This is a genomic window from Cohnella sp. GCM10012308 (assembly GCF_042649185.1).
Classification (GTDB): Bacteria; Bacillota; Bacilli; order Paenibacillales; family Paenibacillaceae; genus Cohnella.
Map to the genome: position 1 here is coordinate 136,957 of NZ_JBHRYU010000017.1, position 19,144 is coordinate 156,100.

Consider the following 19,144-nt stretch of genomic DNA (forward strand, 5'->3'; position numbering starts at 1 on the left):
TCGCAGACGATTTGTACTGCTCATTCTGCGTTTGCCGGAGGCCTTTCATACACTTCAGACGACGGTCGAATGAGGCTCCTGCGCCATCATTTGAACGACGCGGTTACCTTCGTCCAATATGGCGACCTTCGGCCTGTGCAGCTTCGCCTCTTCGTTGTCCATATAGCCATAAGCGATAATGATTACCTTGTCACCCGGCTGCACGAGACGCGCAGCCGCGCCGTTCAGGCAAATGACGCCGGAGCCGCGAGGCCCCGGAATCGTGTATGTCTCGAACCGCGCGCCGTTGTTGTTGTTCACGATCTGAACCTTTTCATCCGGCAAAATATCGACCAGATCCAGCAAATCCTCGTCGATCGTGATGCTGCCGACGTAGTTCAGATTCGCTTCCGTCACCGTCGCTCTATGAAGCTTGGATTTCATCATTTGTCTCATCATCAGGAATGCGCCTCCGGAAAGGAAATAAGAATATTGTCAATGAGGCGCGTGCGTCCGAAGCGGACCGCCGCCGCGACGATGATCCGCCCGCCGGACTCGGATTCGGACAGCGCGGCGTCCGAAGCGGGCGGCTGCAGTCCCGGATAAGTCAATACCTCGACGTAGTCGATATCGGCCAGCGGCGAAGCCGTTATGCCTTCTTTTACGGCTGCCGTCAATTGGGATGCGTTCATCCCCGATTCGATCCACGCGGGTGCCTTGGCGAGCGTGCCGGAAATAACCAGCGCCTCGCGCCGCTCGTCGGCCGACAAATAAACGTTGCGCGAACTCATGGCGAGTCCGTCCGCCTCCCGCACGATCGGACAAGGCACGATCGCGACAGGTTGATTGAAGTCGGCGACCATTCGTTCGACGACTGCAACCTGCTGCGCGTCCTTCAGGCCGAAGTACGCGCGGTCCGGCTGAACGATATTAAACAGCTTGGTCACGACGATGCCTACGCCGTCGAAATGTCCGGGTCGACTGGCTCCGCATAGACGCTCCGTGACGCCCGAGACGGTAACTTGCGTCGCCGCGGGGATCGGGTACATCTCGGCGACGCTCGGCAGGAAGACGAGATCGGCGCCTGCGCGCGCGGCGACGGCCAGGTCTCCGGCTTCGTCGCGCGGGTAGCGTTCAAAGTCTTCGTTCGGGCCGAACTGGAGCGGATTGACGAAAATACTGAGCACCGTCAGTCCGTTTTCCTGACTCGATTTTCCAATCAGGCTTGCATGGCCTTCATGCAAAAATCCCATCGTAGGCACCATTCCGACAGATGCGGCCGCGCCGGCCTCCTTCCGGTAGGCGCGGATCGCCTCGCGCATTTGTGCAATCGTACGAATCACCGTAGGAGCCGAAGTTATCTTAGCCGTCACTTTGGATCGCCTCCGTACAATTTGGTCGTTGGCTTTTCTTGGGGCTGGGCTTGCATCTGGAACGAATGGCTTTCTTCCGGGAACCGTCCGGTCTTCACTTCGTTCACATATTGCGATACGGCGGACCGGATCGTCTCGCCGACATCCGCATAAGGCTTCACGAATCGTTTATCGCGAATGCCCGAGCCGTACCTGATCAAGTCATGGTAAACGAGCACTTGCCCGTCGCAGCCCCTTCCCGCGCCGATGCCGATCGTCGGAATCGACAGCGCGCGCGATACGGCAGCCGCTGCAGGCTCGACGACCAGCTCCAGCACGACGGCTGCGGCCCCTGCTTGCTCGAGCGCCTTCGCGTCGGCCAGCAGCCGAGCGGCTTCGGCCTCGTCACGTCCCTGCACCTTGTAGCCGCCGATCTGCAGCACTGACTGCGGAGTAAGTCCCAAGTGGCCGATGACGGGAATCCCTGCAGATACAAGCAGCGCGACCTCATCTGCGAGCTCGGCTCCGCCTTCGAGCTTCACCGCGTGAGCGCCGCCCTCCTGCATAAGCCTGGCGGCATTGCGAAGGGTCTGCTCCTTGCTCCCGCGGTACGTGGCGAACGGCATGTCCGTCACGATCATCGTACGGGGAGCGCCTCGTACGACGGCTCTTGTATGATAGATCATGTCTTCAAGCGTTACGGGCACGGTCGTCTCGTAGCCGAGCACGACGTTGCCGAGCGAGTCTCCGACGAGCAGGACGTCCACGCCGGCCTCCTCGGCCAACCTTGCGGACGGGTAGTCGTAAGCGGTGACCATGGCGATCGGCGAACCCTGGGCTTTCATCGATTTCATTTTCGGCGGCGTTAACGGTTGACTCATTGCGTAGGGCTCCCTTCTGTGGGCGGCCAGCCATCCGAGCGCGCAAAAAAACCTTCGTTTGCCCATGAGCAAAGAAGGTGTCCATTCAGCAGGAACGCTTCACGTCCTTCTGTCTCGGTCCCTTGGGCTCAGAGCAGAATCCGCCGCGAATCATCACGGTTATTCGGTTCTTTTCGGCATAGCTCGTCATTGGTTAGCATGTCTCTCAGTGCGGTTCGTCATGATACCGCCCGAGAGCTATATTATAACAGACGGGCCGCGGATCGTAAACGGCCCGATTACCCGATGAAGCGCCGTTAGCGGCTATCGTGGTCCTTGGTACCCGGCAGCGGCGCCGCATCGCCGATCTCCGCCGAATAGATCGTCCGGACGCCGCCGTCCGGCAGCTCGACGCGAAGCCCTCCGCTCTCGTCCAGTCCTCTCGGTACGCCTTCGAAAAATCCTTGCCCGGCGTTCAAGGAGACCGTGCGGTTCAACGTCACCGAATAGGTCTCCCATAAAATGCGGATCGGCTCGAAGCCTTGCTGCTTATAAACGGCGTACAGCTGTTCAAATTCGAGCAGTACGGCGGCGATCAGGGCAGTACGGTCGAAGGCGCGCCCGGCCGCCAATTTTAGAGAGACCGCGCGCGACAGCAGCTCCTCCGGGTAGTCTTCAGCGTCCAAATTCACCGCGATTCCGAGCCCGACCGCGACATAACGCAGGCGCTCGTCCTCGGTTGCGGACTCCAGCAAAATACCGCTGATCTTGCGACCTTCCACGAGCAGGTCGTTCGGCCATTTGATCCCGATCGTCAGGCCGGTCTCGCGGCCAATGCTGCGGCACAGCGCGACGGCCGCAAGCAGTGTCAGTTGAGGCGCCAGCTGCAGCGGCACGTCCGGCCGCAGCAGCAGACTCATATACACGCCGCGTCCGGGCGGCGACACCCAGGAGCGGCCCATGCGCCCCCGGCCGTTCTCCTGCCGCTCGGCGATGACGAGCGTACCCTCGGGCGCCCCCTCTTCGGCGAGCTCGCGCAGCACGTCCTGCGTCGAAGAGACGACCTCGCGGATATGGAGGCGCCTGCCGAAGAAAAGCGTTCCGAGTTTGCTCTGAAGCTCTGCGACATTTAGACGGGAAGGCCTCCCCGTCAGTCGATAGCCTTTGCGAGGCACGGCTTCGATCGCGAATCCTTCGGCCTCCAGCCTGCGGATTTGCTTCCAGACGGCGGTCCGGCTGACGCCCAGCAAGCGGCTGATCTCCTCGCCGGATACGAATTCGCCCTCCTTGCCTTCAAGCAGCGTCAACAGCTGCGATTGTTCCATGGATGCTCTCCTTTCTGTTCGGGCGACATCGATCCGGACTGCACCGTGCCGAACCGTTCACTTTTAATTCGTTTGATGCTTTCTCAAAAATGCAGTCCGCAGCGAATCCGCGTCATTGTCCAGCTCGCCCAAGGCAACCTGCTCAAGCAGCTCTCTCAGCGCGATCGAGATCCATGGCCCCGGCGCTTTGCCTGCCGCGGCCGCCAGCTCGTCTCCCCGGAGCGCAAGGTCGACGGTCCGTACCGCAGGCAGCGCCGCCGTCCATTCGGGAACGGCAGCGTGCAGCTGGCCGGGCACGCCGAGTGCCAAACGAACGGCCTCGGTCTCGAACAGCGCATGCCAGTCCGCAGCCGCTTCGGTCCCCCGATCCAGCACCCCAAGCGTCCAATTTCGACGCCAAGACTCAGACGCTGACGATTCAGATAAATCTAGATGCAGACGAAGGAGGTCGACAATTCGCTTGCTTCTTTTCCCTGCGAAGTGAAGCCGCTTCATCGCTTCTTCAGCCGCTTCGGGGGACGCTTCGCCAGCGAGAAATAACGCCGTCCATCGCAAATCGGCGTCCTCGCCCCTCGGCAAATAACGAGCGAGACCGGACTCGCAGGCGCGGTCCGACGCTTGGATGGACCCGGCCTCCCTAACGGCCGTTCCTTCGATCTGTCGAAGGCGAGCCAGCCACGCCTCCGGCAGCGGCAGCTTGAACCGCTCGGGCAGCGAAGCCGCCAAAAGCAGCGCGAACGCGCGGCCCGGATCGCTGCCGGTCATCATCTTGTCGAGCTCCGCGCCGATGCGCTCCATCGCGACGAGCGGAAGCTTGTCCCGGCAAGCCAGCACGCCCCTCCAGGTCGGTTCGTCGATGGAGAGGCCGTACCTGGCCGCAAACCGCACGCAGCGGACGATTCGCAGCGCGTCCTCGTCGAACCGCCGAGCCGGCTCGCCGACCGCGCGCAGCCTTCGAGCGCGTAGATCGTCCATGCCGCCGAACGGGTCGACGACCGCGCCGTCAGGACCGGCGGCCATCGCGTTTATCGTAAAATCGCGACGCGCCAGGTCTTCACGGACATCTCGCACAAAAAAGACGTCGTCAGGGCGTCTTCCGTCGCTGTAGCCGGCTTCCTGCCGAAACGTAGTAACCTCAAAAAAAAAGCCCGAACGGCGAACCGTCACGGTCCCGTGCTTCAGGCCCGTCGGCAGCGCGTCCGGAAACAATCGCAGCACTTCGCCGGGGTCGGCCGATGTGGCGATATCGATATCGCTGGCTTCGATCCCGAGCAGGGCGTCTCGCACGCAGCCGCCGACGAAATACGCCTCGCCGCCCTGCCGGCTCAAGACGCGAAGCACCTCGAGTCCCGCTTCCCATTGCGCGCCTTCGTAGCTCATCATGACGATCGCCCCTCTTCGTCCGGGATCCGGATAATCGCTCCCCCGGTCAGCGGGGTTCGCAGGCCGGTTCGATGTTCGGGGCCGGAATGCCCAGGACTTTATAATAAATCTGTTCGTATTGCGCCGTAATCAGGTCGTTGCAAAATTGCGTGCGCGAGCGCATCAGGCAGGCTTCTCTGAACTGCGCGTATAGCGCTTCGTCCGAAAGCAGCCGCACGGCATGCGCCGCCATCTCGGAAGTATGGCCGATCGGAGCGAGATATCCCGTCTCTCCGCTGACGACCAGCTCCGGAATACCGCCGGCGGTCGAGCCGATCGTCGGCACGCCGCAAGCCATCGCCTCAAGCGCGACGAGACCGAAGCTTTCCTTTTCAGAAGGAAGCAGCACCAGATCGGCCAGCGACAGCACCTCGGCGACATCGTCCTGCTTGCCGAGATAATGTACGCGATGCTCAAGCCCCATCGACCGGATCTTGGACTGGATCTTCGGCAGGTCCGGTCCTTCGCCTACGAGCAGCAGCTTGGCGGGCAGTTCCGCATGAACCTTCGCGAAGATGTCCACGACGTCGGACGTCCGCTTGACGGGCCGAAAGTTGGAGATGTGCATCAACACTTTTTCGTGCGGCTCCGCGAAGTCTTTGCGCATGTCCGACACTTCGCGCGGGTAATACACGCGTTTGTCCACAAAGTTGTAGGTCAACTCGATCGGCGTCCGGATATCGAGCAGTTCCTGCGTCTCGCGGATCAAATCCTGGCTGACGGCGGTTACCGCGTCGCTCGCTCCGATGCCGAGCCGGATGATGTCCTTGAGCGTTTCGTCCTGTGCCAGCACCGTAATGTCCGTACCGTGCAGCGTCGTGACGATCTTGAGCTTGCCGCCGGACATTTGCTTGGCCAGCAGCGCGCAAATTGCATGCGGCACCGCATAGTGGACATGCAGCAGATCGAGCTCCTGCAGCTTAGCGACCTGATGCATCTTGCTCGCGAGCGACAGATCGTAAGGCGGATATCGGAACACGTAATAATCCGACACCTCTACCTCGTGATAATAAATATTGCGCTGGAACTTGCCGAGTCGAAAAGGCATGCTCTGCGTGATGAAATGAATCTCGTGTCCCTTCTCGGCGAGCAGCTTGCCGAGCTCGGTAGCCACGACGCCCGAGCCGCCCAGCGAAGGATAGCAAGTAATGCCGATCTTAAGCGGTCTGAACATTTGCGAATCCCTTCTTCCCGAGCGTGAGCGGCGGTTTGACATGCAGGGAATCCAGGCAGGAGACCATGCAAGGATACCGCCGGCGATGCGATGTAAATTTCAGGAAAGCTAGTATTAGAATCCGTCCAGCTTCAGCGAGCCTTTAGAAATGAAGCCTTCGGCGTAGGCGACCCGATGAGGCGCCCCGAACAGCCGATCGCGCGCGGCGACGTTGTCCAGATAGCCTGCCGTGAGCGGCGTCGGCACCCAGTCGGGCGTCTCCTCCATCGGAGCGAACTGGGACCGGTAAGCCGACAGCGCATCCATTTTGACAGACTGGTACGCCGTTATATCGACGACCAGCTGCGGTGCATGCATATCGTTAATGAAATAGTAACAAAAAGCGTCCGGCGTCCAAGCTTCCCATTCGGGCCGGTAGCGGCGCAGCTTCGCATTAAAAACCGCTTCCTCGGCAAGCCGGCTGCATGCCGTATGATCCGGATGCCGGTCTTCGAAGTAAGGCGCAAATACGATACGCGGACGATGCCGGCGAATGACCTCGACCAGCTTGTCCACCTGCTCGGAGCCTGCCTTCAATCCCCGGTCGGGCAGACCCAGATTGCCGCGCACCGCGAGTCCCAACAGCTCGCTCGCCATGGCCGCCTCGCGCTGGCGCGTCGCAGGATCCCCGTTGGAAGACATCTCGGCTAGGGTCAAATCGTACAAGCCGACGCGGCGTCCTTCTCGCGAAGCCTTGGCGATCGTGCCGCCCATGCCGATCTCGGCGTCGTCCGGATGCGCCGCGAATACAAGCAGGTCAAGCTGCAAAGCGTCGCTCATTCGTCAATCCCGGGCTTGTACTTATGCACGAGCTCGCGCCATGCGAAGTCGCCGCGTTCGAGACATTTTACCAGCAGCTCCGCCGTTGCCACATTGGTCGCGACCGGGATGCCCTGCACGTCGGAAAGACGAAGCAGCGCGATGATATCCGGCTCGTGCGGTTGGGCCATAAGCGGATCCCTAAGAAATATAATAAAGTCCATCTCGTTGGTCGCGACCATCGCGCCGATCTGCTGGTCGCCACCGAGCGGGCCCGACGCGAACCGGTGTACCTGCAGCGCCGTATTTTCCATGATCCGCGCGCCGGTCGTGCCGGTCGCGTAAAGCTTGTGAGGCTTAAACACATTTTCGTAAGCGATCGCGAAGTTCACCATCTCGTCTTTTTTGCGATCGTGGGCAATCAGTGCGATATTCAGCATCGTTGAACCGCGTCTCCTCTCCCGGGAGCGGGATAATAGGTTTGCAATACGGGTTGGATCAGTCGAGCAAATGTTCGAAGCCGTAAACCAGTCCGGTTACGCCTACGATCTTCTTGACGGCCGTTGCCACGCCGGGCATATAGCCTGCACGGTCGTAGCTGTCGTGCCGAATCTTGAGCGTCTGTCCGTGCCCGCCGAAGATGACTTCCTGCTGGGCGAAAACGCCCGGAAGCCGCACGCTATGTATCCGGAAGCCGCCAAAATAACCGCCGCGCGCCCCCTCGATCACTTCTTCCTCGTTCGGGTTGCCTTGGCGCAGCTCGCGCCGCGTCTCGGCGATCCGTTCGGCAGTCTTGATCGACGTGCCGGACGGCGCGTCCAGTTTCTGGTCGCCGTGGTATTCGATGATCTCGACATGCGGCATATACTTGGCCGCTTCGGCGGCGAACTTCATCATTAACAGGGCACCGATCGAGAAGTTCGGCGCGATCAGGCAGCCGATGCCGCGTTCGCGGCACTCGCGGTCGATCTCGTCCATCTGCTCCTGCGTAAACCCGGTCGTACCGACTACGGGCCTGACGCCAAGCTTGACAGCGGTCATCGTATTGGGCATGGCGGACTTGGGGTTCGTGAAGTCGACGAGCACGTCCGGTCGGCTGTCCCGCAGCGCCCGCTCCAGATCGTCGGTCATGGCGACGCCAGCTTCGGGCAACCCGACGAGCCGACCCGCATCCTCGCCGGATGCGGATCGGCCGATTGCGGCCACGAGCGAGAGCGACGGATCCTCCAGCACCATTTTAACCACTTCGCGCCCCATTCTTCCCGCTGCGCCGGCTACGGCGACTTTGATTTGCTGCGACATCCGCGATCACCTGTTCCTTCTTCTAGTATAATGGGTATAAATGAGCCGCCAGCGCCTCGCGCGCTCCATCTTCGTCTCCCGGAGCAGCCTGCCCGCTTCGAGCAGCATCGGGTTCATCTCCTTGGCGGCGCTCAGCGCTTCGATCGCCCGGTCGTATTCGCCTGCGAGCCGGCATGCGATGCCGAGCAGCAAATACGCGCCCGCATCGAGCGGATCGAGCTCGACCGCCTCCTGCAGCAGCTCGATCGCCGTATCCGGCTCGGGCTGCGGCTTAGCCAACAGCGCCTTGGCCTGCCGGGCGAGCTGTCGCCCCTCGACCAGCCGAAGATGCAAGCGATAGTCGGCCTCCTTCGGAGCAAGTCGTACGGCACTGCGCGCATAGTCGAGCGCCAAGTCGAGCTTGCCGCTCCGTGCGAGACTGATGGAACCTTTATAATAGTAGGAAGCATTGTCGGGCTCCGCCTCGACCGCCTGGCGGAACCAATCGACCGCGGCTTCGAAGTCCGAGGCCAGGATGGCTTCGTAGGCGCGGCGCAAGCAATTTTCCCCGTCCTTCACATGTACCATCCTCCTCGAATTGGGGATGATACAGCATATGTATCTACGGGGTATCCGTGTGCTTCTTCGTCCATCTGTCCGCGTCCCGCGTACCGAATTTGTGCAGGACGCGCTCGATGGCCCGGGTAAGATCGATCCCTTCCCGGTTGGCGAAGCACAGGACGATGAACAGAACGTCGCCGAGCTCCATTTCGATGGAATTGTCGGCTTCGTCCGCCTTCTTCGGCTTTTCGCCGTATTTGTGATTGACCTCCCGCGCCAGCTCTCCTGCTTCTTCGGTTAATCTGGCCAGCATCGCGAGCGGAGAGAAGTAGCCTTCCTTGAACTGCGAAATATAGGCGTCGACGTCTCGCTGTATATCTGACAAGTGCCGCTCGGCGAGAACAAGGTCCGCGATTTTGGATTCAGCCACGTGTGACGGTCCTTTCCATCGGTTTCTTCTTATGTTAGCTTAAGACGTCTGCAAAAATCAAATGAATTTCAGCATGGAGGTTTTGCGCATGACTCGGCAAAAGCTGTGGGCTTCGATCCGGACGTGGAGCATTTTGCTGCTCGGCACCGCGCTTTACGGATTCGGAATCGTTTATTTTATCGTGCCGAACCGGCTGATGGAAGGCGGCGTGACGGGCGTAGGCATCCTTTTGCTTTATGCGGCGGGGTTGCCTGCTTCGATCACGACGCTTGTTCTCAATCTGCCTCTATTCTGGCTCGGCTGGCGCAAACTCGGCTTTCGGGCGATGGTCTATACGTTCGGCGGCACGGTGTCGTTGTCGATATTTTTATGGCTATGGCAGGCGATGGTCGACCATGGATGGCTCACGCCTTTCACGACGCAGCAGGACTTCATTCTTGTCGTGTTATATGCCGGGGTGACGCTGGGCGCAGGGCTCGGGCTCGTCTTTTACGCCGGCGGCACGACGGGCGGGGTGGATATTATCGCGCGAATCGCCAACCGACGCGGCGGGGTCAGCATGGGCCAATTCATTTTGCTCATGGACGTTGTCATTCTCGGCACCTCGCTCATTTTTATTCCGAGGGAAAAAGTGCTCTACACGCTCGTCAGCGTTTTTATATCCTCGCGCGTCATCGATTTTGTGCAAGAAGGCGCCTATGCCGCCAAAGCCTTCACGATTTTGTGCCGGGAGCCGGAGAAGCTGGCTAAGCAAATTACGAGCGAGCTCGAGCGCGGCGTCACACTTATGAACGCGGTCGGCGCTTATTCGGGCGAAGCCAGGATGGCCGTTTACTGCGTAGTCAGCCGGTTTGAGGTGCGCAAATTAAAAAGCCTCGTCCGTCAGCACGACAGACAGGCTTTTATCGTTATCGCGGACGTGCACGACGTGCTTGGCGAAGGCTTCAGAGAAGAATAAACAGCCGGCCGCATGGCCGGCTTATTTTTTTCGCTGTTCTCCGCGATACTTGCGCCAGCCCGAGTAGGTTAGCACCGTGAGGATAAACGCGCCGATCGCCGAAAAAAATCCGGCAGGCGCCGCGGCGGCGAGCGGCCCCGAAGCGGGAGCCTCCGCTGCAGGCGGGTACAGCCCTTCGATCGCCGCACCGATCTGCGGCGCGAGCTTGGCTGCAAGCGACGGGTCCGGAGCAGCGGCGGACAGTATACGTCCCGCATAACGCATAACGGCATCCGCGCGTTCCGCTTGCGCCCTTCTTCCCGTGACGACGACCGCCGTCCTTATAAGCCCGTAATGGCCGTTCAGCGCGGCCAGCCGTTCCTTCGCTTCGGGGCTTGTCTTGCCTCCGGCGCTTGCGATTGCCGCTTGGAGCGCATCCGTATCTTCGCGCATCAATCTGCGATACTCCAGCCACAGCCCTTGGCCGTTCGAAGACACCGCGTCCGCGGCGAGACGCAGCGATGCCGATGCGCCATACACCTCTTCCGCATCCGGGGACAGCGCGGATACCGCTCGCCGCATCCGTTCCATGGCGGCAGCAAGCGCTGCGGCGGCTCCCGGCGCGGGCAGGCTCTCGGACGGGACCGCGTGCAAAGCTTCTTCGGCCAGCGAAACTTTACGCAGCACGACGAGCGGGTCGCCGTCGCTCACGGATCTGTATAGGCTCTCCGACGCCATCCGGAAACGGTCGACCGGATCCTGATAGGCCGTGTCGCTTGCCGCTGCAGCGGCCTGTCCGCCAAACAAGGCTTCTAGCCAAACAATCAATACGGCAGCCGCGAACACGCGGCGCGACCTGCGAATGCGTACACCGCTCATCGACATGGACATCCCTCCACTAAAAGCTATGAGGGGATGTCCAACTTTAGACCTTGCCTGTAAGCGAGGAGGTACGTCTGGCGCGCTGATTGGCGAACGATACGATCGCGGCAACGCCGACGCTGAAAACGGTCAAGGCAAAGGTAAATATCGCAACGCCAAGCAACCGGTCGTCGAGAGATTGCGGCAGGCTCGGGTAAACGCCGAAGCTGTAATCGACGATATCGTTGAGCAGCGTCCAGACGGCTGCGATGCCGAGCGCGATCGCTCCGTACAGAAAAAATCGGCCGTACAGGACAGCGCATACCGCCATGGACATGTGCGAGACAATAAGCATCCAGTCCTGCCAGACGATCGGGCTGCCATAAGCCGCGCTAGCAAAAATAATTATTGTCGCCCAAATGCCGTATTTAATTGAAGTAACGACCGCAAGCGCCTCGAAAACGCATCTCGCGCCTGTTACGACTTTGTTATCCCCATTGCCAAAAGGCGACAGCCACAGCCATAACGCCGCGATCGTAAAAAACAGCGAAGCCGTCGGACTGTCCGGCACGAAGGGGAGCTGCCAAGCGGGATGCGTATGCATCGTGTCCACCAGCTGGTTTTTGTACCAGTAATAGCCATAGATCGTCCCGAACACGTAAAAGACCATAAGCAGCGTCATTACCCAATTCTGCGTCAAAAATCGGCGCGACAGCAAAACATTCGGATCCATCCAAGCACCTCGGCCATCTCAAAAATCTGGAAAAGGGCCTGACCATGCCGGTCAGGCCCTTTGATCGTACGTCTTATTCGGTTGCGGCCTTTTGCTTCGCCAGCCAGGTCGCGACCTTGTCGATCTCTTCGTCGGACAATGTGCCCTTGAAGGACGGCATGCCGTCGCCCTTGCCGTTGGTGATGATCTCTTTGATCTGATCGTGGTTCAGCGTATCGCCGATTCCCGCCAGCATCGGACCGACTTGACCTTGAAGATCGGTGCCGTGGCAAGCGATGCACTGCGCCTTCATCGTGACGGAGAACGCTTCGTCCTCCGGCGCGACCAACGCCGGCACTTTTTCCTTGCCATAAATGTAACGGCCTTTACCCTCGGCGATCTGCTCTTCGGACTTCATCTCCCGCTCGATATGCTCGGGGATGGTGCCGTTCGCTTCAAGCTCCTTGGTGTAGTGATGCCACGATACCCAAGTCAGGTAGACGCTTGCGATCAACGTTACGAACATGAGCGAGCTTGCGATCGGACGGCGATAGAATCTGCGCTCCTTGCCCGTATCGAGGAACGGAGCGAGGAACAGCGCGCCGAACAAAATCGCCGGAAGTCCGATCGTGCCGAGCACGATGTAGTTCTCGGACGTGTACGGATACTTCAGCAGCTGATAAATGAAAAGGAAATACCAGTCCGGCATCGGAATAAACGCGCCGTTGAGCGGGTTCGCCGGATAGCCGAGCGGAGCGGGCTCCGCGATCGTCAGCGTCAGGAAACCTACGAGCACGACGACGCCCGCCATCCATTCCTTCAGCAGGAAGTTCGGGATAAACGCTTCGGACTTGCCGGGAAACGCCGTGTAATCCGGCGGTGCCGGCTTGTCCGGGTGCGGCTTGCGAATGCGCGAGTCGCCTACGAATACGATCTTCTCGTTAGAATTGCCTTTACCATGTGCCAATGCTTGCCACTCCTCTCTCTTACAGCGGCCCGGAAATGCCCTGTTTGCGAATCATGAAGAAGTGTGCGGCAAGCAGCGTCAGCAGCACGCCGGGCAGGAAGAACACGTGAATCGCGAAGAATCGAGTCAGCGTCTGCGCGCCGACGATCGTGCCGCCGGCCAGCAACTCCTTGATATATCCGCCGATCCACGGGACCGAACCCGCAATCTCCATGCCTACCTTGGTTGCAAAGTACGCTTTGTTGTCCCACGGAAGCAGGTAACCGGTGAAGCCCAGTCCCAGCATGACGAAGAAAATCAACATCCCCACGACCCAGTTCATCTCGCGCGGCGCCTTGTAGGAGCCGGTAAAGAAGACCCGAAGCGTATGTAGGAACATCATGACGATAACGAGGCTCGCGCCCCAGTGGTGCATGCCCCGGACGATTACGCCGAAGGCGACCTGGTGCTGCAGATAGTCTACGCTGTAATACGCGTTGATGATATCCGGCACATAGTACATCGTAAGAAACATCCCCGAAAGGATCTGGATGACGGTAATAAAGAACGTCAGTCCGCCGAAGCAATATACGAACGCGGAGAAATGGTGAGCCGGGTTAACGTGCTCAGGCACCTCGTGGTCCGCGATATCTCTCCACATCGGCGTAACATCGAGACGTTCGTCAATCCAGTTATACATGCCTTTAAACATGGACGAGACGCCCTCCTTCTATACCCGTGTGTTCGATTCAAGCGGTCCGAGATATACCCAGCCGTTCTCGACCTTGACTTGGTATTCGTCAAGCGGCTTCGGCGCCACCTTGAGATTTTTGCCGTCTTTTGTATATCTTGCACCGTGGCAAGGGCAGTGATACAGATCCGGCGCTTCTTCGCCGCTCCAGCTGATCGTGCAGCCCAAGTGCTTGCACACCGGGGACAGCGCGAAAATCTTGCCGTCCTCGCCCTTCGCTACGAAAGCTTGGAGCTTCGGGTCGCTCTCGTACCACCCGTCGACCTGGTGAACCTTGAAGTCGATGCTCTTCGGCTCCTTGGTCACGTCTTTCTCCTCGATCGCCTTAACGAAAGCGGTCTCAGCCTTCTTCTGCAAAAGCGGGTCTACGGCGAAGCGCAACATCGGGATGATCGCGCCGCCCGCCATGAATGCAGTGGCTCCGCCGAGCGTATATGACAGAAATTGACGTCTTGTCATTTCATTGCGCTTGATCGGCTTATGCGAGGTTTCGTGCTGCTTGTTGTGGTCCATTTTTTCTACCCCCTTTGCCCACCAAAATCGCGTCCGATACGGACTTTCACCTTTTGTTCACAAGGACATACCTATAATATCCCACGTGTCAAAGAGCGTCAAGAATGCCCGTTCCGGATTTGGACACATCTCGGAATTGCACGAACTAAAATGTTGTCATTTTGTCACATTTAACCGAGGACGAACATGCTTTTGTTATGCCCCGTTCCATCGATCCTATTCAGTTCGCCGTTCTCGCTCGGTTCAAGCTTGTACCGGCCGCTTCCACATGTCAGACACGCTCCGCCGCAGCGCTTCCGGCTCGGGCTCGCTCTCCTCGTCCGTCGGGCTGGCGAAGAGATCCGCCGACGGAACGCGCGTTTTGTCCCAGCCGGGCTTGCCCGACACGACGACGACAAACTTGAAGCCGGCGGACTTGAGCCGGGCGCACAATGCGTCAAGCGAGTCTTCGTCGCCGGGACCCGCGTAGTGATGGGCCGGATAGGTGACCGTCCTGCCCTTGAAAGCAGACTCGATCGGCGCTAGCCAGTCTCCGGCCGCCCCGACGAGCCCGGCCGCTTCCGGAGGCGACTCGACGCCCCGCAGTCCCGTCACGGGAACCAGCGCGGTGTCCAGATACGGCTGCAGGTCGCTCCAATTGTTTTCGTCAAACTCGCTGAATCGCATCGCTTCAACATCCTTCCATTCCGCACGCTTCCTCTATCCTACCCCATTCAGGCGCGCATGCAAGCCATTTTTTGTCCGTACCTCCGTTCAGCAAAAACAGGCTCGTCCCGTCGCGCGGGCGAGCCTGCCTGACAAACGGGCGGCTGTCCTAATGTAGAATGGCCTTGAGCTCTTCGGTCAACCGCAGGAACGATTCCGAATCCCCTTCTTCGAGCGCATGGTCGATCTCGCCGTACAACTGCTCCTTGCGGTATTTGCGCAGCGCCTCGTCAAGCGTCATCTCGGCCGCGAGGCCGAGCATCGTCTCGTATGCGATTCTAATGTCCATAGGTTGCCCTCCTGATCTTTCGCGAGGCATCCGGCGTTAACGCATGCCTCCCGCTTAATTAGCGACCTCCGTTGCATCATCGTTCGTTTCGCCATGGCTGATCCGCATTTTGGAAAAGAATGCTGCCGGACGCCAAGCCGGCTGTCAAACGGCCCCATAGGACCAGGGAAGCGTATCCTCGAACCCGATCTCGCTTCCTGCGACGAGCACGACGCCTTGCGGCGTCATCGTCACGACCGCCTCTCCGTCCGCCGTCTCGCCGAGCCTCAGCAAACCCAGATGGAGCATCATCGAAAGCGTGCGTTGTTCGAACACGCTTTTCTCCGTGTCATAATAGTATGACTTCACGAGCGGAAGCAGCGCAGCGCCCAGCGAAGAGACGGTTACCCACGAATGTCGCGACAGCCGCATGACCCACTGCGCCAGCGCCTGCAGATTCGGCACGGGCAGCTTGTAGAGCCGAAGCCAAAACCGATACAAATCCGCAGGGTCGCAAGCTGCTTTTCCGTCAGCCATCTCGCTTCCCCGCTCCGATAGCCGCAATTCGCCTTCTTCTTCAAGGAGCAAGCCAGAATAGTAGGCATAGTCATAGAGCAGCGAAAACCGTTCTGGATACTCCTTGAACCGACGACCGTATCCGAAGCGGAAAGCGGTCTTGCCAGGCGCCTGTTCCAGGACCGAAAACGTGTCCAGCATCTGCTGCAGCTGCCTCTTATAAAGATAGCCTTCGGCCGTGAGCGGCGTATCGTGGTCTCTGACGAACTTGAGCATCCGAACGAGATCTCCAGCCATCATGCCCCGCTCGTCGCGATACGCCTGCGGTTCTTCGCGAAGCTCGACGCTTGTGCGAAAATGATCTTCAATGGCGCCGCAAAGCTTTTTTTTCACATCCTCAGGCACATGAAACAAATAACGAGTCTGCTGCGTGATGCCTCCGAACAGCCAGCCGTAGCGCTTGAACCTCGCGATCGCGCTTCTGCGTTCGTCTGCCGGGCTTTGGGGTTCCTCCGGCCGCTTGGCTTTTTTCCGCCCGCCTGCCGGCGTTTTTTTTGCGCTGACGCTATTGGTCGCGCCGCCCGTTTTGGACACGCCGGTCTGCGCCGTTTGCTTCTGATCGTCTGCCTGCGCAGGGACCGATTCTGCCGCAAGCGCGGCTCTTGCGGTCAAGTCCTCCAGACTGTAAGCTTCCCGCTTTTCGAAAAGAAGGGAGTTTAGAAACCGGAGATCGCCGAGACTCATTTCTTCGACGCGCCGCGCCAGTACTTCGCGTCTCTGCACGGCGTTCAAGATCGATTGGATCAGCTCGTTTTTGGAATGGCTGCTGCATTCGCATTGATAGACTTCCGCGATGCCGGACAACTGCGCGATGTCCGCATAGCTGAGCATGTCCGCCAGATTCATCGGGATCCCTCCTAAAACCGCTGATAGGAGCAGTATCGTCGCGATGCCGCGCATTTAAACGTAATCAGATCGCGGGAAGGGCGCGCAAAAAAACCGACCGCATAGAGCCGGTCGGTTATAGGAGATAGATGTAAATGGATTTAAGCGGCAGCATAATAAAAATTACAGCGGGATCTTCTATCCAAATCTATCAAGGGTAAGACTGAGAAAGACGGAACGAAACGTTGTACTCGCGTCCTCAGGTCACGCCATTTCAAGATGCGCCGTGCAATTGTGGAGCGTCGGCACCCAGCCCGCATCTTCGCGCTCTACAATCGTCAGCGACAAGTTCGCGATCCGGCTGTCGTCCACACCGCTCTCAAGCGCCTGAAGCAGCTGTGCCAAAAAACTGCCGTGCGTCACGACCAGCCAGCTCTCGCCCGGATGTCTCGAGGTAAAAGCCTCTACGAATGCCAGGCCTCTCGCTTTCACTTGCTCATCGGACTCCTGACCGGGAACCTGCCCGCGCCAATCGGCGCCCCACCTCGCTACGCGCTCTTCCTCCGTCGTGCCCTCCGCCTCGCCGAAGCTGCGCTCGCGCAGCAAGACGTCGCTGACGAGAGGAAGCCCTAATCGCTCTGCGATCAATTCGGCTGTGCGTCTGGCGCGCATCAGGTCGCTGCAAACGATGCCGTCCCAAGTCGCCGGTTCTCTGCGAAGCCGGTCCGCGAGCAGCAGCGCTTGCCGTTCGCCCTCCGCGCTGAGCGGGATATCCGTCGCGCCTTGGATCCTCCCGGCTAAATTCCAGGAGGTGACGCCATGCCGAACCAAACCTAATTTCATCCTTCTGTTCATACTTTTTTCAACCTCGAATACCAGTTTACGATGAGGAAAGCCGCCAATATACCGAGCACCGACAGCATGATCCAATAACCGGGCATTGCCGGCGAAGAATTGAGTACGAACGGATCGCTCATGCGGGACACGGGCATGTCGATCTGAAGCGCGCCGCGCATATCGCCCGTGCCTGCCGCTTCCATAATGCCCGCAGACTTGGCAGTATCCGCATGCATACGGTCGTATAGCGTGAGCAAAACGCCGCTGCAGCATAGCGCCAGCAGACATGCGACGATCGTGACGACCCTGCGACGGAACGGACCGGTGAACGAGTACGCCCTGCGCGACGGCGGCAGAAGCCAACCGTCTTCCGCATAGATTCGGCTCATCACGCTGGCATTCACCGCTTGGGCGGCCTGCGCGGGCACCGTCTCGGACTCTTCGAGCGCAACCTCACGAATGAGCGCCGCGCTCTCCTCCCACCACCGAAACTCGGCTGCGCATGCCGGGCAGACTGCAACATGCGCGTCGATCTCCCGGCGCTGCGGATCGCCCTCTTCGAGATCCCAGTACGCTTCCATCTGCTGCTGAACGTGTCCGCACGTCAGGGTCATCTTGACTTCAACTCCTCGTAAACCTTCATCAATGCCGGCTCCGGCTCGTGAAAATACTTTTCCAACTGAATCTTCACGCTGGCTCTCGCGCGAAACAGCAGCGACTTGACCGCGCTTACCGTCTGTCCGAGGATGCCTGCGATCTCCTGGTAGTCGAGCCCTTCATACTCTCTTAACACCAGTGCGGAACGCTGCTTTTCCGGCAGGTTGTTGATCGCCTCGCGCACGAGCGCGACTTTTTCGTTGCGCAGCAGGGTCTGCTCCGGCGCCGCTTCGTAAGGCGCTAGCGGTACGTAGGTCGTATCGTCCAGAGACAGATGGGCGGCCTTTTGCTTGCGAAGCTCGCTCAGCACGGTATTGCGGGATATCGTATAAAGCCAGGTCGAAAACGACGCGTCTACCTCGCGAAACGAATGCAGGCTCCGGTACGCCTTGTAAAAAGTCTCGGAGCATAGGTCCTCGGCCATCATCTCTAGCTTGGCGCCGCGCAGCATATGATAAATAAAAGACAAGATCTTCTTCTGATACTTGGCCATCAACTCGGAATACAATTCCGCGTTGCCTTCCTTGATTTCCCGAATCAGTTGAGAATCGGTCATCATTTTAACGCGACCTCCACCTTCCGGGGGACGTCTTCGGCCTGCATAAAGTTATACCGGCACTCGGACATAAAGTTGCGATTGCAGCCAAAAGAATCATGGCTTCCCCAGTTTTTTACATAAGATATCATCATTGTATCATAGGACGCCTATGTAAAGAATTAAATTAGCCTTAAAAATTTCTCAATATTACGTTTGTATCGGCCAAAATAGCGCAAATCGTACAAAAATCCGTTCGTTAATCGTTCTGTCGACCTGAAAGACCGCATCATTAGCGAGAAAACGCAAGACGCAAGAATGTCACCAGAGCGGTTGTGTCGTTGGTCTGTCTTTGGTCTGTTGTCGCCCGTTCCGTTCTTTCGCCGCAATGCCTGCAAATATACAGCTTTTGTAGATGTTTTGGGCTCTTTTGAACAGGAAAGCAGGTGGTTTCTCCTAGGCCCCCTAATCAAATTGGAGTCCCTCCCTACAATGTTTTAAACTAGGGATAAGGGAGATGAGCGGGATGGGAAAAAGGTTAAAGGAAGAAACACGGCTTAGAATTGTTAAGGAAGCATTGGCTGGCGTTAAGGTGGGGGTGCTTGCTCGCATGTACGACATTCACCCCGAAACCATTCGTTTGTGGATACGTGAGCATCGCGACTTTATTCCACCGGAGGACATTCCTGCGGCAGACGAGCATTTGCAAGAAATCCAGCGGTTGCAGGAAGTCGAACAGCGGTACGACAGAGCGGTTAAAGCGCTTGGTGAAAAAGAACTCGAAATTGAAATTCTCCGTGAACTGTTAAAAAAAACAACCCCCGTTTATCCGAGAAATT

Annotated in this window: 24 protein-coding genes; 2 read left to right on the top strand and 22 right to left on the bottom strand. The window is 58.7% G+C overall.

Translation table 11 applies throughout. The annotated features are described in order from the left end of the window. Window positions 1–54: 54 nt before the first annotated feature. The 11 genes from panD to ACFOTD_RS18940 all read right to left on the bottom strand — a co-directional run bounded on the left by panD (window position 55) and on the right by ACFOTD_RS18940 (window position 9,182). Window positions 55–438, bottom strand: a complete 384-nt coding sequence (gene panD, locus ACFOTD_RS18890; RefSeq protein ID WP_378121469.1) for an aspartate 1-decarboxylase — start codon at window positions 436–438, stop codon at window positions 55–57. Then, window positions 438–1,352 carry a pantoate--beta-alanine ligase gene (gene panC, locus ACFOTD_RS18895; RefSeq protein WP_378121471.1) on the bottom strand — a complete coding sequence of 305 codons (915 nt, stop codon included), beginning with the start codon at window positions 1,350–1,352 and terminating at the stop codon, window positions 438–440. Before panC ends, panD begins: the two co-directional genes overlap by 1 nt. Continuing rightward, window positions 1,349–2,212 carry a 3-methyl-2-oxobutanoate hydroxymethyltransferase gene (gene panB, locus ACFOTD_RS18900; protein WP_378121473.1) on the bottom strand — a complete coding sequence of 288 codons (864 nt, stop codon included), beginning with the start codon at window positions 2,210–2,212 and terminating at the stop codon, window positions 1,349–1,351. The genes panC and panB overlap by 4 nt, the downstream gene beginning before the upstream one ends. A gap of 296 nt (window positions 2,213–2,508) precedes the next feature. Further along, window positions 2,509–3,516 (bottom strand): biotin--[acetyl-CoA-carboxylase] ligase, encoded by a 1,008-nt coding sequence (locus ACFOTD_RS18905; protein WP_378121475.1) that lies wholly within the window; start codon window positions 3,514–3,516, stop codon window positions 2,509–2,511. Between the two features lie 63 nt (window positions 3,517–3,579). Continuing rightward, window positions 3,580–4,899, bottom strand: a complete 1,320-nt coding sequence (locus tag ACFOTD_RS18910) for a CCA tRNA nucleotidyltransferase (RefSeq protein ID WP_378121477.1) — start codon at window positions 4,897–4,899, stop codon at window positions 3,580–3,582. Between the two features lie 46 nt (window positions 4,900–4,945). After that, the gene (gene bshA / locus ACFOTD_RS18915; protein ID WP_378121479.1) at window positions 4,946–6,112 is read right to left on the bottom strand and encodes an N-acetyl-alpha-D-glucosaminyl L-malate synthase BshA; all 1,167 of its coding nucleotides are present in this window, start codon (window positions 6,110–6,112) and stop codon (window positions 4,946–4,948) included. A 114-nt stretch (window positions 6,113–6,226) separates the two neighbouring features. Further along, a complete protein-coding gene (bshB1, locus tag ACFOTD_RS18920) occupies window positions 6,227–6,931 on the bottom strand; it encodes a bacillithiol biosynthesis deacetylase BshB1 (protein ID WP_378121481.1) in 705 nt (234 codons plus the stop codon). Beyond that, a complete protein-coding gene (locus ACFOTD_RS18925; RefSeq protein WP_378121483.1) occupies window positions 6,928–7,350 on the bottom strand; it encodes a methylglyoxal synthase in 423 nt (140 codons plus the stop codon). The genes bshB1 and ACFOTD_RS18925 overlap by 4 nt, the downstream gene beginning before the upstream one ends. Before the next feature lie 58 nt (window positions 7,351–7,408). After that, the gene (dapB, locus tag ACFOTD_RS18930; protein WP_378121485.1) at window positions 7,409–8,212 is read right to left on the bottom strand and encodes a 4-hydroxy-tetrahydrodipicolinate reductase; all 804 of its coding nucleotides are present in this window, start codon (window positions 8,210–8,212) and stop codon (window positions 7,409–7,411) included. 6 nt (window positions 8,213–8,218) lie between these two features. After that, the gene (locus ACFOTD_RS18935) at window positions 8,219–8,770 is read right to left on the bottom strand and encodes a tetratricopeptide repeat protein (protein WP_378121487.1); all 552 of its coding nucleotides are present in this window, start codon (window positions 8,768–8,770) and stop codon (window positions 8,219–8,221) included. Between the two features lie 43 nt (window positions 8,771–8,813). Next, window positions 8,814–9,182 (bottom strand): nucleotide pyrophosphohydrolase, encoded by a 369-nt coding sequence (locus ACFOTD_RS18940; RefSeq protein ID WP_378121489.1) that lies wholly within the window; start codon window positions 9,180–9,182, stop codon window positions 8,814–8,816. Between the two features lie 88 nt (window positions 9,183–9,270). Between ACFOTD_RS18940 and ACFOTD_RS18945 the strand changes: the two genes are divergently transcribed. Continuing rightward, window positions 9,271–10,140, top strand: coding sequence for a YitT family protein (locus ACFOTD_RS18945; protein ID WP_378121490.1), 870 nt, complete (start codon window positions 9,271–9,273; stop codon window positions 10,138–10,140). A 21-nt stretch (window positions 10,141–10,161) separates the two neighbouring features. On the opposite strand, the gene ACFOTD_RS18950 is transcribed toward ACFOTD_RS18945, so the two are convergent. The 11 genes from ACFOTD_RS18950 to ACFOTD_RS19000 all read right to left on the bottom strand — a co-directional run bounded on the left by ACFOTD_RS18950 (window position 10,162) and on the right by ACFOTD_RS19000 (window position 18,326). Next, on the bottom strand, window positions 10,162–11,004 hold the full coding sequence (locus ACFOTD_RS18950) for a sporulation protein YpjB (protein WP_378121492.1): 843 nt from the start codon (window positions 11,002–11,004) through the stop codon (window positions 10,162–10,164). A gap of 40 nt (window positions 11,005–11,044) precedes the next feature. Then, window positions 11,045–11,713 carry a DUF1405 domain-containing protein gene (locus ACFOTD_RS18955; protein ID WP_378121494.1) on the bottom strand — a complete coding sequence of 223 codons (669 nt, stop codon included), beginning with the start codon at window positions 11,711–11,713 and terminating at the stop codon, window positions 11,045–11,047. Window positions 11,714–11,786: 73 nt separating this feature from the next. Next, window positions 11,787–12,659: a menaquinol-cytochrome c reductase cytochrome b/c subunit gene (locus ACFOTD_RS18960; protein WP_378121496.1), complete on the bottom strand. Its 873-nt coding sequence runs from the start codon at window positions 12,657–12,659 to the stop codon at window positions 11,787–11,789. Between the two features lie 19 nt (window positions 12,660–12,678). Continuing rightward, window positions 12,679–13,350 (bottom strand): menaquinol-cytochrome c reductase cytochrome b subunit, encoded by a 672-nt coding sequence (qcrB, locus tag ACFOTD_RS18965; RefSeq protein ID WP_090112781.1) that lies wholly within the window; start codon window positions 13,348–13,350, stop codon window positions 12,679–12,681. An 18-nt stretch (window positions 13,351–13,368) separates the two neighbouring features. Then, window positions 13,369–13,902 carry a Rieske (2Fe-2S) protein gene (locus ACFOTD_RS18970; protein WP_378121498.1) on the bottom strand — a complete coding sequence of 178 codons (534 nt, stop codon included), beginning with the start codon at window positions 13,900–13,902 and terminating at the stop codon, window positions 13,369–13,371. 243 nt (window positions 13,903–14,145) lie between these two features. Continuing rightward, window positions 14,146–14,568 carry a DUF2487 family protein gene (locus ACFOTD_RS18975; RefSeq protein WP_378121500.1) on the bottom strand — a complete coding sequence of 141 codons (423 nt, stop codon included), beginning with the start codon at window positions 14,566–14,568 and terminating at the stop codon, window positions 14,146–14,148. A gap of 148 nt (window positions 14,569–14,716) precedes the next feature. Beyond that, on the bottom strand, window positions 14,717–14,896 hold the full coding sequence (locus tag ACFOTD_RS18980; RefSeq protein ID WP_090112787.1) for an IDEAL domain-containing protein: 180 nt from the start codon (window positions 14,894–14,896) through the stop codon (window positions 14,717–14,719). A gap of 144 nt (window positions 14,897–15,040) precedes the next feature. Beyond that, a complete protein-coding gene (locus tag ACFOTD_RS18985; protein WP_378121503.1) occupies window positions 15,041–16,297 on the bottom strand; it encodes a hypothetical protein in 1,257 nt (418 codons plus the stop codon). A gap of 243 nt (window positions 16,298–16,540) precedes the next feature. Continuing rightward, the gene (locus tag ACFOTD_RS18990; protein WP_378121505.1) at window positions 16,541–17,131 is read right to left on the bottom strand and encodes a histidine phosphatase family protein; all 591 of its coding nucleotides are present in this window, start codon (window positions 17,129–17,131) and stop codon (window positions 16,541–16,543) included. Further along, window positions 17,128–17,727 carry an anti-sigma factor family protein gene (locus ACFOTD_RS18995; RefSeq protein ID WP_378121507.1) on the bottom strand — a complete coding sequence of 200 codons (600 nt, stop codon included), beginning with the start codon at window positions 17,725–17,727 and terminating at the stop codon, window positions 17,128–17,130. The genes ACFOTD_RS18990 and ACFOTD_RS18995 overlap by 4 nt, the downstream gene beginning before the upstream one ends. After that, a complete protein-coding gene (locus ACFOTD_RS19000) occupies window positions 17,724–18,326 on the bottom strand; it encodes an RNA polymerase sigma factor (RefSeq protein WP_378121513.1) in 603 nt (200 codons plus the stop codon). Before ACFOTD_RS19000 ends, ACFOTD_RS18995 begins: the two co-directional genes overlap by 4 nt. Before the next feature lie 505 nt (window positions 18,327–18,831). Here ACFOTD_RS19000 and ACFOTD_RS19005 point away from each other — a divergent pair. Continuing rightward, a partial coding sequence (locus ACFOTD_RS19005) for a transposase (protein ID WP_378121509.1) occupies window positions 18,832–19,144 on the top strand: 313 nt, incomplete at its 3' end.